The following is a 16336-nucleotide window of genomic DNA, read 5'->3' on the forward strand; positions in this document are numbered from 1 at the left end:
GTGCCTCCAAATTTTTTGTCTATGTATGATTGATCTGTTTGTCTAAGAAAAGATCTATAGTAAATGGTACCGTTCTCTTGCATAAAGCGCAAGTTTCCTTTATCAAATTACACCTTCTCACAAAACTCGTATAATACTCCCTTTGCTGACTTAGGATGAAGAAAAGCCACTTTTGCTCCACCTGCTCCATCAACAGGTTCATCATGAATCATCGCAATCCCGTTTTTCTTAATGTCCTCAATTCTCTTTTGAATATCTATTACACCTAATGCAATATGATGAATACCTTCTCCTCGTTTTTGAAGAAACGTTGCAATGGGACTTGACTCAGATAACGGCTCAAGTAATTCAATTTTAGACTGACCAATTTGTAAGAAAGCCACTTTTACCCCTTGAGATAAAATTTCCTCTTCTCCAAGAAAAGGTAAATGCAAGTGATCTACATAAAACGGCAAAGCTTCCTTTATTGAACTAACAGCAATTCCAATATGATCAATTTTCTGTATTCCATCTTTAGTCACCGTTATCAACTCCTTCTAGTTCTTATTCTATTTTGATATTCTTTTTCCGATGTTTAAATCCTGCTTTAATTTGGTATTTGTAGATTTCCCTTGTCCAATTAATGATAAAAAGCTAAAATAGAAAAAGGTATTGAAGAGGAGGGTTTCACATGCCACGCAAATTTCAAAAAGCTATTATTTATGTAATGATTGTCACTATGGTTCTTGGTACCCTTTTAATGGGAGTATCTTTTTTCTAAACAAATTAAAAAGCAAGCTCATTATAGCTTAAAAAAACCTGGTACCCATGTACCAGGTTTTTCACTTTATTGCACCAAATTCTTGGGCGATTTCGATAAAAGGTGTCTTTTCCTCTACTATATGGATCTTTGTACCAAGCGGGACTTCTTCAAATAATGTCTCTACAATCTCATTAGGTAACCGAATGCATCCTGCAGTAATTGAATACCCTATTGATTCAGGTCGATTCGTTCCGTGAATACCAAACGTCCTTCCATCGGTATTATCTGCATCAAATCCAATCCATCTAGATCCAAGTGGATTATTCGGATCGCCACCCGGGATGTCTTTTTTGCGATAATAAGGGTCCTTCGCCTTTACAATTATCGTGAATGTACCTAATGGTGTTTCATCGCCAGTCTTCCCTGTTGCCACTTTGTAAACATCCTTTATTTCTCCATCATTTATATACGCAAGTTCATGAGAAGAAACATTGACAATGAGAAAGGGATCTCCCAGTGTAGGATTTTCCCCAACAGGCCATATAGGAGAAGCCAACACGAGAGCTAACACGGACAGGATTGAGAGTTTCACATAAAAACCTCCCTTAAACGATACTTATACCCTTTTTTGTTAGCTTTTCTCTATAACCTTTTTTTATCCGCATGATTCCACAATCGATCTTTTATATGTAAATACTCCTCTAACTCATGCATAATATACAACAATGAAGATCTGACTTCAAACTCTTCTCTCGTTTTAGGAAGTGGCATTTCTTCAAAACCCGCCCTCATTAATTGGATTCTATCTAGAAAATATGGCACTCTATTTGCCGGACTTACCGATTGACTCAACTCTTCTAAGAAGTCAGCTACTGTTTCACTTTGAGCAACAGTATGATGGATTTTTGATACATAGGGCATTAAACGTTCAATGATTTCGAACTGCTTCTCGCGCATTTTAAAGTAATAATAATATTGATCATCGTATCGCAAAATATGATTATGAATATTTCGTAATGCAAGGTTCTTTCCTTCTTGCAATAAATCAACGGTTTCTGGAATTTCCTTTCCTTTCCATTCACTTTCCCCAAAGCGTAAATATACGGAAAGTTCATATAGAATGGTTTTAAAGTGTTCTTCAATGTCTTTATGATAGTTTCTCAATGCTTTCTCACTACTTGGCATATAAAGATTCATTAAAAGAGCTACTCCAACCCCAATCGTAATTAATAAAAGCTCATTCATAATAAGTGCTACTGTCATATCCCCTACTGTATATAGATGAAGGATAATAACTGAACTTGTAGCAATCCCTGCGTTCATTTTTAGCATAACTACAATAGGGATAAATAAGATCATGATCAAGGTGAGGGTCCAAGGTTGGTAGCCAATCACTTCAAACAATAATCCACTTATCGCCATCCCAATCATACATGACACAATACGTGCCCACGATACCTTCAAAGAATCCCTTCTCGTTACAGAAATACATAAAATCGTAATAATGGCTGCTGAGCCATAAAAATCTAATTGCAAGCCTTGAGCAATAGCAACAGCTAGACCTGCTCCAATTGCTGTTTTTAGCGTCCGATAGCCTATTCGAAATGACATGAGTTCCCCCACTTACATAAAATTTGCTTTATTTTACCATATATTGTGTTCAATCAATCGGTTTTATCAAAAAAAATGCACCTCCAACGTTAGTCAAACAATTGGGGTGCTGTTCAGGCATGTGTTTTGTTTTTTACAATACTTTCTCTAAGAACTCTTTAGCACGATCTGATTGTGGCGCATGAAAAAATTCACTTGGTGGAGCGTCTTCCATTAAAATACCCTGATCTAAAAAGAGAACACGATCGGCTACCTCTCTTGCAAAACCCATCTCATGAGTAACAATCACCATAGTCATTCCAGAAGTAGCTAAATCCTTCATAACAGCAAGAACTTCTTTTACCATTTCGGGATCAAGAGCTGAGGTCGGCTCATCAAATAACATAACCTCTGGCTCCATAGCCAATGCTCGAGCAATCGCTACACGTTGTTTTTGTCCACCAGAAAGGCGACTTGGATATTCATCTCTTTTTTCAAGCAACCCTACCTTTTTAAGCAGCGTTTCTGCTCGTTCTGTCGCTTCTAGTTTTGATATACCTTTTACCGTCATTGGTGCATATGTTAAATTACCTAAAACGGTCATATGTGGAAATAAATGAAAATGTTGAAACACCATTCCAATTTGCTGTCTTACACGTAACACATTTGTTTTTGGACTTGTTAATTCTTCTCCTCCAACAAAAATCGTACCAGAGGTCGGTTTTTCTAGTAAATTCATACATCTTAAAAAGGTCGATTTACCTGATCCGGAAGGGCCGATAATAGCCACAACATCTCCTTTTTTAATTTCTGTAGAGATCCCCTTTAACACGTCAACTTTCCCAAAGGATTTATATAACTCATTCACTTTAATCACTGCGCTGTAATCTCCTTTCAATGAGACGACCGATGATCGTTAATACCATCACGAGCAAGTAATAAATTAACCCAACAAATAGAAGCGCCTCAAAGTACCGATATATTTGTGCGTTTAAAACTTGGGCACGACGCATGAGATCCATCACACCGATAATCGAAACAATTGCTGACTCTTTTGTTAAATTAATAAATTCATTGAAAAGTGCAGGCAATATATTACGGAAAGCTTGCGGTAAAATGATTCGTAACATCGTAGGACGATAAGGAATCCCTAACGCTTCAGCAGCTTCCTTTTGCCCTTTGTCGACCGCTTGGATACCTGCACGAATGATTTCTGAAACATAGGCAGCTGAGTTTAAACCAAAAGCCAAAACCCCAGCAACATAAGCTGATATATCCATCCCGAATTGAGGTATTCCAAAATAAATAATTGATAATTGTAAAATTAGAGGTGTTCCACGGAATATAGACGTGTAAGCATCCGCAAACCAACGGAGTACACGAAATCGTCCAATTTTAAAAATGGACAAGATGATCCCTAACACAAGTCCTAAGACTAGTGCGGCTGATACAAATTGTAACGTAACCCCAATCCCTTGTAGTAAAAAAGGGATATGAGGTACGATTTGACTAAAATCCAGATTCATCCCCAATTATCCTTCCTATAAACATTCTTTTTCCAACACAACACATCCCGCGGCAAAAATTGCGCGCGGGTATGTCGAAACGTTTTTTCTATTATTGCGCCAAATGTCCTTCAGCAACAGTATCTTCCATTAGTATAGCATCAATACGTCCAGCCATTAATTCTTGCATAATTTCAGGAATACGATTTAATTTAACCACTTCAAATCCATACTCTTCAGCAAGTTCATCTGCTTCTTCTTCTTGAATAGAACCTAATTGTACCCCAACTTTTAATCCTTCTAGATCTTCAAGAGATGTTAAATTAGAACTTTCTTTTGAAACAATAAGATTTGTTGCTTCATAATAAATATCAGAGAAATCAACATTTTCTTGGCGTTCTTCTGTAGGCGTCATACCAGCTAAAACAAAATCAACACGACCTGATTCCATTGCAGGAATTAATGCATTAAAATCCATATCTTCAATTTGTAATTCATAGCCAAGTTCCTGAGTGATATGTCTAGCAATATCAATGTCAAAGCCGATAATTTCTCCTGTAGCAAGATCCACAGATTCGTACGGAGGATAATCAGCTGATGTTCCCATAATTAAAGTCGTCTCTGCATCGACCGGCTCTGTTTCATCCGCTGCTTCATCCGTCCCTGCTTCATCTGCATCAAACCATTTTAATACGAGTTCATCCAATTTTCCACTGTCAACTAATCCATTTAACGATTCATTAAACGGTTCAACAAGCTCGCTTCCTTTTGGAAAAGCAATAGCAGACCCAAGCTCTCCTTCACTTGGAATCTCAAAACTCACTAATTGATCCGCATCATCGCCACCACAACCAGCTAATATTCCAACAGATAAAATGGCGGACACTCCTACCATCCATAAACTTTTCTTCATCGTAAAAACCCCCTGTATTCTTTTTTAATATAATATTTATTCTTGTAAATGCATATTAACACATAGTTTGAGTGATGAAAATATTTTTTTCACAATTTTAGTCACATTATTATTGACAGAAAATTATTTCATTTTCAATTGTTACGGCAGAAAACTTATCAGTGATTTAAAGATTTATTTTGGTTTACTTGTTTGACTTTTTCAAAAAAAAGAAGAGCGACCAGACTTTGGCCACTCTTCTACGTTTCACATGTTAAGTATTATTCTGCATCTGCCTCATCATCTTCAACAGGTTCGTCAATTGTCGCTGGATCATCCACTGGTGCATTCTCATCCACTGGCTCTCCACATGCTGCTAATACACTAATAGAAAGTGCTCCTGCTAATACCGTATAAAGTAGTTTCTTGCTCATCGCAAATTCCTCCTTTGTCGTTGAGTTGGAATTATGATGCGCTTCCAACTGTACTAATCTTACTAAACTACTACAGACGTTAGAAGCCTCCTTCCTTTTTTTACAAATTTTCACAAACTTGTTTGATAATGTCCCAACATACTAGCTACTTTTTTAGATTTCAATAGGTTGTATATATTCTACAGAAAAATCGTGTATTCATGTTCTATATTCGCTATACTAAAAGGTATCTAAAGATCAAAAAGAAAGAGAGCGAGTATCATGCCCTATCGACGCAAAGAAGCTTTTCGTTATGCTTTTAAACAACCTATTATCGGGAAGTTTAAATTAATAAAATTAGCGAATAAAGAAGTATCTAGCTCTGAAGGACAATTAAAAATATTAGACATAAGTCGCGGTGGTTTAAGAGGAAATTCAACACTTTCCTTACCAGATCCTAAACTGGCACATACTTCAATGGAAATAGACTTTAAGCTTAATTCAAATAATGTCATTCTTATAGGGACAATCGTTTGGAAAAAAACATTAGCCCATTCCTTTGAATATGGGATTGAGTTTACAAGTAATGAGCAAGAGAGAACATACCTTTTAGATGAAATAAAAAAGTTTGTTCGAGAAAATAAAGAATGAATTTTATCAAAAAAACGAAGTGCTATGATAGTAGCACTTCGTTTTTTTTACCTTCTAACAAAGCAGGTAAAATAATCTCGATTTTCGTTCCAATTCCTTCCTCGCTATAAATATTAAACACCCCGTTATGGTGTTCAATGATTTTATAGCAAACCATCAACCCTAATCCGGTACCCTTTTCTTTTGTTGAATAGAAAGGCTCACCTAAACGTTCAATTCTCTCTTTAGAAATCCCGCATCCATTATCTTCCACTTGGATACATATTTGTTGATCGGGATGATTTAAAACTCGAATTGTAATCGTTCCATTTTCATTCATTGCCTCTATTGAATTACGTATTAAATTAATAAATACTTGTTTCAATTGTTTTTCTAGCCCAGTAATCATAGGGACTTCTTCATATTCAAACTCTAACGTGACGTTGTTCATATTAGATTGTGTTTTCGTTAACGTTAAAATTTGGTTCATTAAGTTGACAATTTCTAACTTTTTAAATTGATTATCAAAATTAGGTTTCGCTAACGTAAGATACTCATAAATAATCGACTCGACACGATCCAACTCTTCCATAACCAAATTCAAATAAAATGGATTATACTTTTGTTCCTTTTGAAACAATTGTAAAAATCCTTTTACAGTCGTTAAGGGGTTTCTTATTTCATGCGCTACCCCAGCAGCCAATTGAGCAACAACCGCTAACTTATCAGATTTTCTAATAAGGTCATCCACTTTCTTTCTTTCTGAAACATCTTTTAGAATGGTCCGAAACGCCGGCTTCCCTCGAAAGCGAATAACCGTTGTTGTTGCTTCTACTTCTAAAGCTTTTCCATGTTGTAACATAATTTGATAAATCGCATTTGAGACCGATATCTTACCGGATAAAAGCTGTCTGGCATCTTCCCTAGCCCGTGCAATATCGTGACTAGATAAAATACCTTGTAACTTTAACCCAATTAATTTCTGTGGTTGAGAAAATCCAAAAAGAGCTTTTCCTGCCGGATTTAAATAAACAATTTTCATTCCATCATGGACCATAATGGTTTCCGGAGTATTTTCTACCAAGCTACGGTAATTTTCTTCTTTTATTCTGAGCTCTTTTTCCATCTGCCTTCGCTCTGTTATATTAATAAAATACATGGTTACTTGTTCATCCGAACGGTACGCTCTAACATCAAACCATTGCTCACTTAAGTCATGAAAATATTCAACTTGAGCATACTCTTCACCTACAAGTAATTGATAAAATTTCTTTGTTAACGTTTCATTCTTTGTTTCTTTTAAACATGCCCAAAAATCACAATACTGCAATTGTTCCCATGTCATAGATAGCATCCGTTCCGCTTCATCATTAACATAAAGAAATTGTCCATCAAGTCTAATCGTTATAATAGCATCCGTAATTCCGTCTAATATCTTCTTGGGCAATCGTACTTCATCGCGGTTTCTGATACTAGCTTCAAGCAAAGAGCGCTCTCCTTCTAGGCCGCCTACATTCATTAATTGATCTAGTTGGATATGAAAACACGTCTGCTCCTTTTTAGAAACGTCTGTTACCGTCAGGAGAGTTTTCTGAAGATACCCTTTTCCATGCAAGATGAGTTTCTCAAATTGCTCCTTCTCTCTTCCTCTTTTGAGTAGAGGGTCTTTTTGTCTTGAGCGATCATGTTCTTCGTATATAAAAAAAGATTCTATACTTAGTAAGAGTACTTCCTCTTTCGCATAACCAAACTGCTCACAAAACGCTGTATTAACAAAGAGGAATTCTCCATTGTCATTTACTATGGCCTGTCCCAATAAAGACGCTTCTAAACATGAAGAAACAATTGAATCATTCATTCTCTCTACTCCTAACTTAGGCAAAACTAGACACCTCGATAAAATTCGTCGTTCTCCGCCTAAATCCTCCTTATTTCCATGTTTTTCGCTGTACTTTTATAAGATTCAGTACAAAAATACTAGATGAGTGACGATTTTCTGAGTCTAACTATATAGAGGAAGGCTATCCCATGTAAGTTTCTGAGATAGCTCTTGTCTAGAAAGGTCGTTATCCCATATGAGGTGGGAAGTGAGGATCTGATGGCAACATTGTATTGTGCACATAAGGTGGTGCTGGTCTTAATTTGGGTATTTTTCCAAAAGGTTTTGGATTGTGATAGTATTTAAATTCTCCCAATCCATCCATACTTGGACCAGATGCCCAACGTCCAGCTTTGCTAGCTGTTCCACCAGATAAATCATAATAATCGTATGCAACTTCTTGCTTTTCTAGAGCTCGTGGGAATGTACTTGGTACAACAATATTTTCTTTTTCTTCTAACTCACAAATGGCTGCATACCATTGGTTTTGATGCATCGTATCACGAGCAATTAAAAAGGATAGCATATCTTTTACACCAGGGTCTGTCGTCATTTCATACAGCCTCACTGCTTGTAAGCGTCCTTGTGATTCATATGTTAAGTTCATCCTAAAATCAGCCAATAAATTTCCACTAGCATTTATATATGCTGCTGTCCAAGGATTTCCAACACTATCTACTGGCATGGCTCCCAAACCACTTACAATGGCATGTTGTGGATTCATTCCGCCTAATACTGCACCAATAACAGGATCTTTCGCCGCCGCTTCCTGATCGCCTACAGGTGCATTATCTAAAAGTCGTGCAATCATTGTTGCTAACATTTCAACATGGGCCATTTCTTCTGTACCTGTAGCTAACAGAAGATCACGATATTTTTCTTCCCCACGAAAACTCCAACCTTGAAACATATATTGAAGCGCTACCGAGATCTCTCCAAATTGTCCACCTAATACCTCTTGCAATTTCTTAGCATAAACAGCATCAGGTCTCGCTGGTTTCGCATTGTATTGCAATTGGTCTACATGATAAAACATATTGTCATCTCCTTGCTATCTTACTTGGATAGGTACTCTTTACTGTATTCCCGTCTAGAGGTAATCGTTCCTAATTATCCATTTTTTCAATAAATATAAAAAAGGCAGGGAGTCCCCCTGCCCAATAGAAAACTGAAAACGTATTTTAAAGCACATCTAAGTTAACAAGTAACGCTAGGAGAATTTGTAGCAATAATTGGATATTCACACCAATTTGCGTATCTGTTGTTGTTACATCAACGTTTCTTGAATTTTCAATAACAGTCTTCTGGAATGTTAATTGCTTTGTTTTTGTGCTCTGTAATAATTCTTGTGTGATTTGTTCAGCTTGCTCACTGCTCGCAATTGAGATGCTAACAACCAATGCAATTGCAGCTTGTAATGATGCTTGCAATGATACAGCTGCTTTTGTATCCGTTGAGCTTACATTTACATCACAAGAGTCCTTGATGATAATATACTCCTCAGACTGTTGGAATGTTTTATCTACTTGACCAGCACTTTGTGTTACAGTGTCGTCATCCATCGGGTGACAAGCTGACGAGTCAAGCGCAGACCACCTTTTTGTATCTTCTTGTTTTGTTGAATAATACACATCTTGATTCATTTTCAATTCCTCCTTTCCTTTTCTAATTTACACTATGTCTTTTAGCGGATTTTGCTTGGTCATTTGCCTCGGTTAATACGTCTAATTTGTCATTTCTTTTTAAAAAGAGGGTGACTGTTATGGCTTTCCCATAAAGTCACCCTCTTTTTGTGTTAAAGAACTTCTAGATTAACAAGTAGCGCTAATAGAATTTGTAATAGTAATTGAATATTTACCCCAATTTGTGTATCTGTTGTTGTAACATTTACATTTTTGGAATTTTCAATGACTGTTTTTTGGAACGTCATTTGCTTTGTTTTTGTGCTTTGAATCAATTCTTGCGTAATACTTTGAGCATCGTCACTACTTGCAACTGAAATGCTTACAATTAAAGCAATCGCAGCTTGTAAGGATGCTTGTAGGGATACCGCTGCTTTCGTATCAGTTGAACTTACCGTTACATCAGCAGAATCACTTATTAATATATACTCCTCGGATTGTTGGAATGTTTTATCTATTTGTTCCGCATTTTGGTTTACCTCTTGACTCATTTCAATTCCTCCTTTCCGTTTCTAATTTACAGTATTGTTTTCGCCTGTATATTGATTGGTTATTTGTCCCAATGTCTACGCCTATTTTTCATCCTCAATAAAATAGAAAGACTAATTTCGCATACTTTGGTGTTTTATGGGATACGTGTTCTCCTCATGTTCGTTCCATTTCACTATTAGGAAAAACTACTTCATAATAAACTTACGAACAAGCGAATAGAAAAAGGAAAGCTCAATGAAGAACATTGAACTTTCCTTTTCTTCTTACTCTTGATTTCTATTTATAAACGTCTTTACTTGAGTTAAATCATTATTACTTTTCATGATTTTCTTTAATGATTCTTCAATCACTGGATTGGTTTGTGGTGAAGGTTGTGGTGAAGCTTCTTCTGAACTTTGTGGCTCGTTATATTGCTTAAAATCCGCTTCACTTAAATTTTTATTTTGATTTTCTAGGAACTTTTCTACTTCTGATTGAATTTCCCCGACAACTCTTTTCACTTTTTCTTTTTCATCATCTGTTAAGTCTGAGACAGGCTTTGCATTATGCTTACTTAAAACTTTTTTAACCATAATGTCCATAAGCTCTTGCTGATAATTTTCCATTTTAATACTCCTCTCTTCCTTACATTGTAGCCGCATGGCATTATTAGAATATGATACAAGCGGAGACGATGTGTTAGACAGTTGCGGATTTGCCTCTTTCCCAAAAGATTACTATAGCTTGACGATCGACAAGATTGGTTATACAACTAAAAAAAGTGCATAAAAGGAATCCCCCCTTTTATACACCCATATTATATGATTACTTGTTCTTATCTTGGTCCACTTCTAACTCTTCAATGAGACCTTCCTTAATTTCCTCTTTCATTTCCTCAATCATTTCTTCTTTCATTTCGTCGATCATTTCCTCTTTCATTTCCTCGATCATTTCTACTTTCATCTCTTCTTTCATTTCCTCTATGACTTCTTCCTTTATGTCTTCATACATTTCATCACGAATTTCTTCTTTGATTTCTTTCCGATTTTTTCTACGACGTTTTTTCCCTTCTAGCTTGTAATCTTTACCAAGCATAATTAATATAGATACAATCATGATGGTCATAATAATTGCAAATGGAAGAGCCGCAATAATAGAAGCTGTTTGCAACGCTCCTAATCCACCGTCACCACTAATTAACAGAACGGATGCTGTTCCTGCAATTAAAACTCCCCAAAGCATTTTTGAAAACAAGCTTGGGTTCAGACTCCCATTTGATGTCATCGCCCCTAACACATAAGAAGCTGAATCAGCAGACGTTATGAAAAAAATTAGAATGAGAATAACAGCAATAAAACTAGTAATCGCACTTAAAGGCAATTCTCCTAGAGTTGCAAATAAAGCAAGCTCAACGTTATTCATGACTAAATCACCGATCGGAGCTGCCCCAGCAATCTCTAAATTTAATGCTGTTCCACCAAATGTCGTAAACCAAACAACGGCCAATATGGAAGGTACAACTAATACACCTGTCATGAACTCTCTTATCGTTCGCCCTCGCGAAATTCTTGCTATAAAAATACCCATAAAAGGTGCCCAAGCAATATGCCAGGCCCAAAAGAAAATTGTATTGGTCCCTAGCCAAGCACTCTCAATAAAAGGGGTCATCGTCAAGCTCATTGAAGCTACATTTGTAATATACCCACCAAGGGTTGTCACGAAGCTCTCTGCTATAAACAATGTTGGACCAACAATGATAACAAATAGTAATAGGACCCCAGCAACTGCTAAGTTAATATTACTTAGTCGTTTAATCCCTTTGTCAACACCTTTAGCTGCAGAAAACATAAAAAGAAACGTAACAATGGCAATAATAATAACTTGCGTAGCTACTGTATTGGGAATGGGAGAAATGTACGAAAGGCCTCCGGTAATTTGCAATGCGCTTAGACCAAACGTCGTTGCAACACCTGTACAAGTGGCAATGACAGCTAAAATATCAATCGACTTTCCAAGCCATCCGTGCACTCTATCTCCAAGTAACGGATAAAAGGCCGAGCTAATTAAAGCAGGTCGATCCTTACGAAATTGGACATAGGCTAACGTTAAGCCAACAATCGAAAAGATGGCCCACGGATGTAATGCCCAATGAAACACAGCGTAACGAAGTCCAGCCACTGCTGCTTCAGGTGTTTCAGGAGTAAAACCTGTTGGGGTATCAAAATAATAAAGTACAGGTTCTGCAACTCCCCAAAAAACAAATCCTACCCCAATCCCTGCAGCAAAAAGCATTCCTATCCAAGAATACCAAGAATACTCAGGCCGCTCATCGGGCTTACCTAAACGAATTTGTCCAAATGGACTAAGTGCTAGAACGATGACAAATAAGACAAAAAAAGCAGTTGATAGCATGTAAAACCAACCAAAGTTATCTAGCATCCAGCCAAGCCCTTGTCCTGCTGCCGCATCTAAAGACCCTGGTGAAAATGCTCCCCAAAGTACAAAAAGCCCAACAATTATGGCTGAAATAATAAGAACACTACCGAGTTGTTTTGTTTCCTTACCTTGTTCCATATAAACCTCCTTATCAAATCAGGAATAGACCTTAACAATTGCTCTTACCCATTATTCCTTAGATTTGAAACCTCTATCATACCGTTTGTTACCTTCACGTAAAATATTCTTCACACTAACACACCAATCCAATAATTGTAAAGGGGTTGAGAGTGTAGAATACTCTTTATCAGACAAACTAATGACACGATTGCATATTGACATTTATCTTCCAGATTTGCTTAACAACAACTTTTAGGAAAGACAATGTCGGATATTACGGTAGAAAGGTCGTTTAAAAATGGGTAGAGAAAAACGAGCTGAGATCATCTTTTGGAGTATCGCCTTTCCAGGATTTGGTCAATTTTTAAATAAAAAGTATGCAAAAGGATTCTTATTTGTTTTATTAGAGTTCATAGTGAATGTACAAGCAAGATTAAATTTAGCCATTATTCCAAGTTTTCATGGTTTAGGTGAAACAGCTAATGCTACCGTTAATTATCAATGGATTATGTTTTATCCTTGTTTGTATTTATTCTCCATGTATGATGCATATCGGGATGCTGGTGGTGAGCATGTTCGTTATGCATTCATTCCTTTTGTTGTTTCTGCTTATTGCGGTACAATTGGTGTCGTCTTTTCATCATCATTTGAAATATCCGGTCGGATCTTTGGTGTTATTTGGCTCCCGATCCTTTTTCATTTAAGTGGATACCTCATTGGTTTAATTATTAGAGCGATTGTTCTCCGGACGATAAAAGCAACTCCCCAAACATAAGCTATATTAATTTCAATTTACAATTATTCCTTGATATAATGAAATCTGACGAAGAAGGAGGGATTGTTTTGAAGGAAAAAGCGACATTTGCTGGTGGTTGTTTTTGGTGTATGGTAAAACCATTTGATCAATATGAAGGGATAGACTCCGTTGTTTCAGGATACACAGGGGGACATACGAAGAACCCAACATATGAAGAAGTTTGTTCTGAAACTACGGGGCACTATGAAGCCGTCCAAATCACATTCGATCCAAACATCTTTACATACGAGACTTTACTATCTATTTTTTGGAAACAGATTGATCCGACCGACGAAGGAGGTCAGTTTTTTGACCGTGGGGATTCCTACCGTACAGCCATTTTCTACCATACAGAAGAGCAAAGAAAACTCGCTGAAGCGTCTAAAAAATCTTTATCAGAAGTAGGAAAATTCCCTAGAACGATTGCGACACAAATCTTACCAGCAAAGGAATTCTATCCAGCGGAAGAATACCACCAAAATTATTACAAGAAAAACCCACTTCATTATATGAGATACCGAAAAGGTTCAGGAAGAGAAGCTTTTATTCAAACACATTGGGGGGAAAAAGAATGAGCAAAGAATCAAAGGAACAGTTAAAAAAAAGGTTAACATCGATTCAATATGCAGTAACTCAAGAAAATGGGACAGAACCCCCTTTTCAAAATGAGTATTATTCGAAAGAAGATGACGGCATCTACGTTGATATTATTTCTGGAAAACCACTTTTTAGTTCTTTAGACAAATATGATGCAGGATGTGGGTGGCCTAGTTTCACAAAACCAATTGTTGAAGAAGAAGTAATTGAAAAAGAAGATTATAGTCATGGGATGATTCGTACAGAGGTACGTAGCAAAGAAGCAGATTCTCACCTTGGGCACGTTTTTAATGATGGTCCTGGTCCTAATGGATTACGTTACTGCATCAACTCTGCATCACTTAAGTTTATCCCAAAAAGTGAGTTAGAAAAAGAAGGCTATGGCTCGTACCAAAAGCTCTTTGATTAGTAATTAGAATAGTTAATTGAAATCAAAAACCTGGAATCACAGAGTATGTTCCAGGTTTCTTTTTTTTTATTATTTAAACCGTTTCATCGTATGTGTATCTCACGACATACTTATCGGTTCTAAGCTTTTTTATCTCAACAAGCGGGCCGATTTCATACCCGTTCATCCAATTGTCCTCTATCTTAGCCTTCACACACCCTGCTTGAAATTTAGAGCGGAACACTTGTTTATAATAGATCCACCTCGGAATTTTGGCCATCTTCTCTCATACCTTTCATCCTTTTCTCTATAGTACAAAATATTAGCGAATACCACAATTTGTTCTACCTTTATTCATTACAAATGTAAGAATGCAACTCCTACTTCCATACCATCAGTATATTATTTTCCTTTACATAGCATTCTTACCTATCATTAGGTAAAATAAAATGAGGAGTTTCTATAAGAAAGGGGAATACAATTGAACAGACGAGCGCTAGAAGGCACAATTACAGAAAAAAGCCTAAAAAGTGAAGAATTACGAGAAGATGTTTCATTATTAATCTATACGCCACCTAATTTCACACCATTGCGATCATATGATGTCCTTATTTGTCAAGATGGGAATGATTACTTTCAGCTTGGCCGAATTCCACGACAAATAGAGCATTTAATAGAGGAAGGGGAAATAGAAGAAACCATTATTGTCGGTATCCCGTATCCATCTGTAACAGAAAGGCGAAAACGCTACCATCCTAACGGTGAAAAATGCCAAAACTATATCCGTTTTTTAGCAAATGAACTAATGCCATTTATTGATAGAGAATACCCAACTCATCAACTTGCTTCTTCAAGAACACTAGCCGGAGATTCGCTTGCCGGTACGGTCTCACTTTTAACAGCTTTACACTACCCTGCTTTATTTGGCCAGGTAATGATGCATTCCCCTTATGTGAATGAAACGGTCTTAGAGAGCGTAACAAAATACGCGAAAGCGGATCTACTCTCTATTTATCACGTTATTGGAATAAAAGAAACAGAAGTAAAAACGACCGACGGACAAATTCTAGATTTCCTTACCCCTAATAGACAATTACATGCATTGTTAAAAGAGAAGCCATTTGCCTATACTTATGATGAATTCGATGGCGATCACACATGGACATATTGGCAAAAAGATTTACCAAGAGGGTTAACCACGTTATTATCATAATAGGACAATCGTAAAGGAGGATCATTGTTATGAAATATGGAATTGCGTTATTTCCATCCAAAGAGCTTCAAGATCATGCGAATTCATATCGGATGCGATATGATTCTCATTATTCTTTAATTCCACCTCATATCACACTAAAGGAAACATTTGAGGTTCCTGAAGAAGAACTACCAGACATAGTTGAAACACTAAAGAAAATTGCAGCACAGGCAGACCCAGCTTTTATTGACATTTATAAAGCTGATACCTTTTATCCTCAATCTAATACGATTTTCTTTAAAATACGTGAACATCAATCATTAACGAATTTATATCAATCTCTACACGAGAAGCCTTTTGAAGCAAATGAAAAATACGGGTTTATTCCTCATCTAACAATTGGGCAAGATTTGTCAAGTCAAGAACACTCTGACATTGTTGGACAACTTAAAATGAAATCGATCGAACATCAAGAAACGATTAATCGAATGCAACTACTCTATCAACTAGAAAATGGGTCATGGACTGTCTATGAAACATTCCATCTTGGAAAGGACGTTTAATTTTCATGAAAGCTGTAAAGGTTAAAACAAAAAATCAACTAGAAGAAGCATATAAAATACGGACAGAAGTATTTGTCGATGAGCAGAATGTCCCCATTGAAGAAGAAATTGATCAATATGAAGATGAAGCCATCCATTTTGTCATTCATCAATCAGAAAAAACCATTGGAGCTGGACGCCTTCGATTCGTCGATGGGTATGGCAAAGTCGAACGCATTTGTATTGCAAAAGAAGCACGTGGGACAGGTGCTGGGCGTGAATTGATGAAAGTTATTGAAGAAACAGCTCATAGAGAAGGCGTAGAAAAAACAAAACTCAATGCTCAAATACAAGCACAGGAGTTTTACCGTAAATTAGGTTATGAAACGGTTTCTGGAGAATTTTTAGATGCTGGAATTCCTCATGTAACCATGATTAAAACGTTACGTTAATAAATA

General features: G+C 36.7%; 22 protein-coding genes. 8 read left to right on the plus strand and 14 right to left on the minus strand.

Annotated elements, in window-relative coordinates:
• Positions 1–107: 107 nt before the first annotated feature.
• Complete coding sequence (gene mce, locus N0O92_RS15835; RefSeq protein WP_315615639.1) at positions 108–521, minus strand: methylmalonyl-CoA epimerase; 414 nt, start codon at positions 519–521, stop codon at positions 108–110.
• 149 nt (positions 522–670) lie between these two features.
• Here mce and prli42 point away from each other — a divergent pair, with 149 nt between their 5' ends.
• On the plus strand, positions 671–760 hold the full coding sequence (gene prli42 / locus N0O92_RS15840; RefSeq protein WP_315615640.1) for a stressosome-associated protein Prli42: 90 nt from the start codon (positions 671–673) through the stop codon (positions 758–760).
• A gap of 61 nt (positions 761–821) precedes the next feature.
• Here the strand turns inward: prli42 and N0O92_RS15845 are convergent, their stop codons facing one another.
• The 6 genes from N0O92_RS15845 to N0O92_RS15870 all read right to left on the minus strand — a co-directional run bounded on the left by N0O92_RS15845 (position 822) and on the right by N0O92_RS15870 (position 5163).
• Entirely contained in the window at positions 822–1334 is a 513-nt protein-coding gene (locus tag N0O92_RS15845) for a L,D-transpeptidase (protein ID WP_315615641.1), read from the minus strand.
• Positions 1335–1384: 50 nt separating this feature from the next.
• The gene (locus N0O92_RS15850; RefSeq protein ID WP_315615642.1) at positions 1385–2353 is read right to left on the minus strand and encodes an aromatic acid exporter family protein; all 969 of its coding nucleotides are present in this window, start codon (positions 2351–2353) and stop codon (positions 1385–1387) included.
• A 133-nt stretch (positions 2354–2486) separates the two neighbouring features.
• Positions 2487–3209: an amino acid ABC transporter ATP-binding protein gene (locus N0O92_RS15855; RefSeq protein ID WP_315615643.1), complete on the minus strand. Its 723-nt coding sequence runs from the start codon at positions 3207–3209 to the stop codon at positions 2487–2489.
• Positions 3202–3858 carry an amino acid ABC transporter permease gene (locus N0O92_RS15860; RefSeq protein WP_315615644.1) on the minus strand — a complete coding sequence of 219 codons (657 nt, stop codon included), beginning with the start codon at positions 3856–3858 and terminating at the stop codon, positions 3202–3204. Before N0O92_RS15860 ends, N0O92_RS15855 begins: the two co-directional genes overlap by 8 nt.
• Positions 3859–3949: 91 nt before the next feature.
• Positions 3950–4750 carry a transporter substrate-binding domain-containing protein gene (locus N0O92_RS15865; RefSeq protein WP_315615645.1) on the minus strand — a complete coding sequence of 267 codons (801 nt, stop codon included), beginning with the start codon at positions 4748–4750 and terminating at the stop codon, positions 3950–3952.
• A gap of 260 nt (positions 4751–5010) precedes the next feature.
• The gene (locus N0O92_RS15870) at positions 5011–5163 is read right to left on the minus strand and encodes a hypothetical protein (RefSeq protein WP_315615646.1); all 153 of its coding nucleotides are present in this window, start codon (positions 5161–5163) and stop codon (positions 5011–5013) included.
• Between the two features lie 261 nt (positions 5164–5424).
• Between N0O92_RS15870 and N0O92_RS15875 the strand changes: the two genes are divergently transcribed.
• Entirely contained in the window at positions 5425–5793 is a 369-nt protein-coding gene (locus tag N0O92_RS15875) for a PilZ domain-containing protein (protein ID WP_315615647.1), read from the plus strand.
• Between the two features lie 22 nt (positions 5794–5815).
• Here N0O92_RS15875 and N0O92_RS15880 read toward each other — a convergent pair whose 3' ends face one another.
• The 6 genes from N0O92_RS15880 to N0O92_RS15905 all read right to left on the minus strand — a co-directional run bounded on the left by N0O92_RS15880 (position 5816) and on the right by N0O92_RS15905 (position 12378).
• Positions 5816–7630 (minus strand): PAS domain-containing protein, encoded by a 1815-nt coding sequence (locus N0O92_RS15880; protein ID WP_315615648.1) that lies wholly within the window; start codon positions 7628–7630, stop codon positions 5816–5818.
• A 208-nt stretch (positions 7631–7838) separates the two neighbouring features.
• Complete coding sequence (locus N0O92_RS15885; protein WP_315615649.1) at positions 7839–8687, minus strand: manganese catalase; 849 nt, start codon at positions 8685–8687, stop codon at positions 7839–7841.
• A 145-nt stretch (positions 8688–8832) separates the two neighbouring features.
• Entirely contained in the window at positions 8833–9294 is a 462-nt protein-coding gene (locus N0O92_RS15890; protein WP_315615650.1) for a spore coat protein, read from the minus strand.
• 152 nt (positions 9295–9446) lie between these two features.
• A complete protein-coding gene (locus N0O92_RS15895) occupies positions 9447–9824 on the minus strand; it encodes a spore coat protein (RefSeq protein WP_315615651.1) in 378 nt (125 codons plus the stop codon).
• 264 nt (positions 9825–10088) lie between these two features.
• The gene (locus N0O92_RS15900) at positions 10089–10430 is read right to left on the minus strand and encodes a hypothetical protein (RefSeq protein WP_315615652.1); all 342 of its coding nucleotides are present in this window, start codon (positions 10428–10430) and stop codon (positions 10089–10091) included.
• Between the two features lie 199 nt (positions 10431–10629).
• Positions 10630–12378: a BCCT family transporter gene (locus N0O92_RS15905; RefSeq protein WP_315615653.1), complete on the minus strand. Its 1749-nt coding sequence runs from the start codon at positions 12376–12378 to the stop codon at positions 10630–10632.
• Between the two features lie 280 nt (positions 12379–12658).
• On the opposite strand from N0O92_RS15905, the gene N0O92_RS15910 reads away from it, so the two are divergent.
• From N0O92_RS15910 to msrB, 3 genes are all read left to right on the plus strand, one after another.
• On the plus strand, positions 12659–13135 hold the full coding sequence (locus tag N0O92_RS15910; RefSeq protein WP_315615654.1) for a hypothetical protein: 477 nt from the start codon (positions 12659–12661) through the stop codon (positions 13133–13135).
• Positions 13136–13203: 68 nt separating this feature from the next.
• Complete coding sequence (msrA, locus tag N0O92_RS15915) at positions 13204–13731, plus strand: peptide-methionine (S)-S-oxide reductase MsrA (RefSeq protein WP_315615655.1); 528 nt, start codon at positions 13204–13206, stop codon at positions 13729–13731.
• Positions 13728–14162 carry a peptide-methionine (R)-S-oxide reductase MsrB gene (msrB, locus tag N0O92_RS15920; protein ID WP_315615656.1) on the plus strand — a complete coding sequence of 145 codons (435 nt, stop codon included), beginning with the start codon at positions 13728–13730 and terminating at the stop codon, positions 14160–14162. The genes msrA and msrB overlap by 4 nt, the downstream gene beginning before the upstream one ends.
• A 73-nt stretch (positions 14163–14235) precedes the next feature.
• Here the strand turns inward: msrB and N0O92_RS15925 are convergent, their stop codons facing one another.
• On the minus strand, positions 14236–14421 hold the full coding sequence (locus N0O92_RS15925; protein WP_315615657.1) for a hypothetical protein: 186 nt from the start codon (positions 14419–14421) through the stop codon (positions 14236–14238).
• A gap of 201 nt (positions 14422–14622) precedes the next feature.
• On the opposite strand from N0O92_RS15925, the gene N0O92_RS15930 reads away from it, so the two are divergent.
• The 3 genes from N0O92_RS15930 to N0O92_RS15940 are packed head-to-tail and all read left to right on the plus strand — an operon-like array spanning position 14623 to position 16330.
• Positions 14623–15354, plus strand: a complete 732-nt coding sequence (locus N0O92_RS15930) for an esterase family protein (protein ID WP_315615658.1) — start codon at positions 14623–14625, stop codon at positions 15352–15354.
• Between the two features lie 29 nt (positions 15355–15383).
• Entirely contained in the window at positions 15384–15899 is a 516-nt protein-coding gene (locus tag N0O92_RS15935; protein ID WP_315615659.1) for a YjcG family protein, read from the plus strand.
• A 5-nt stretch (positions 15900–15904) separates the two neighbouring features.
• On the plus strand, positions 15905–16330 hold the full coding sequence (locus N0O92_RS15940) for a GNAT family N-acetyltransferase (RefSeq protein ID WP_315615660.1): 426 nt from the start codon (positions 15905–15907) through the stop codon (positions 16328–16330).
• Positions 16331–16336: the final 6 nt, after the last annotated feature.

This window comes from Alkalihalobacillus sp. MEB130, assembly GCF_032335535.1.
Classification (GTDB): domain Bacteria; phylum Bacillota; class Bacilli; order Bacillales; family Bacillaceae_D; genus Halalkalibacter.

Coding starts and splice junctions, on each gene's coding strand:
- N0O92_RS15890 (WP_315615650.1), bottom strand. CDS start 9,294: ATGAATCAAGATGTGTATTATTCAACAAAACAAGAAGATACAAAAAGG.
- N0O92_RS15900 (WP_315615652.1), bottom strand. CDS start 10,430: ATGGAAAATTATCAGCAAGAGCTTATGGACATTATGGTTAAAAAAGTT.
- N0O92_RS15940 (WP_315615660.1), top strand. CDS start 15,905: ATGAAAGCTGTAAAGGTTAAAACAAAAAATCAACTAGAAGAAGCATAT.
- N0O92_RS15860 (WP_315615644.1), bottom strand. CDS start 3,858: ATGAATCTGGATTTTAGTCAAATCGTACCTCATATCCCTTTTTTACTA.
- msrB (WP_315615656.1), top strand. CDS start 13,728: ATGAGCAAAGAATCAAAGGAACAGTTAAAAAAAAGGTTAACATCGATT.
- N0O92_RS15875 (WP_315615647.1), top strand. CDS start 5,425: ATGCCCTATCGACGCAAAGAAGCTTTTCGTTATGCTTTTAAACAACCT.
- prli42 (WP_315615640.1), top strand. CDS start 671: ATGCCACGCAAATTTCAAAAAGCTATTATTTATGTAATGATTGTCACT.
- N0O92_RS15935 (WP_315615659.1), top strand. CDS start 15,384: ATGAAATATGGAATTGCGTTATTTCCATCCAAAGAGCTTCAAGATCAT.
- N0O92_RS15865 (WP_315615645.1), bottom strand. CDS start 4,750: ATGAAGAAAAGTTTATGGATGGTAGGAGTGTCCGCCATTTTATCTGTT.
- N0O92_RS15905 (WP_315615653.1), bottom strand. CDS start 12,378: ATGGAACAAGGTAAGGAAACAAAACAACTCGGTAGTGTTCTTATTATT.
- N0O92_RS15880 (WP_315615648.1), bottom strand. CDS start 7,630: ATGAATGATTCAATTGTTTCTTCATGTTTAGAAGCGTCTTTATTGGGA.
- N0O92_RS15925 (WP_315615657.1), bottom strand. CDS start 14,421: ATGGCCAAAATTCCGAGGTGGATCTATTATAAACAAGTGTTCCGCTCT.
- N0O92_RS15910 (WP_315615654.1), top strand. CDS start 12,659: ATGGGTAGAGAAAAACGAGCTGAGATCATCTTTTGGAGTATCGCCTTT.
- N0O92_RS15870 (WP_315615646.1), bottom strand. CDS start 5,163: ATGAGCAAGAAACTACTTTATACGGTATTAGCAGGAGCACTTTCTATT.
- N0O92_RS15895 (WP_315615651.1), bottom strand. CDS start 9,824: ATGAGTCAAGAGGTAAACCAAAATGCGGAACAAATAGATAAAACATTC.
- N0O92_RS15885 (WP_315615649.1), bottom strand. CDS start 8,687: ATGTTTTATCATGTAGACCAATTGCAATACAATGCGAAACCAGCGAGA.
- N0O92_RS15850 (WP_315615642.1), bottom strand. CDS start 2,353: ATGTCATTTCGAATAGGCTATCGGACGCTAAAAACAGCAATTGGAGCA.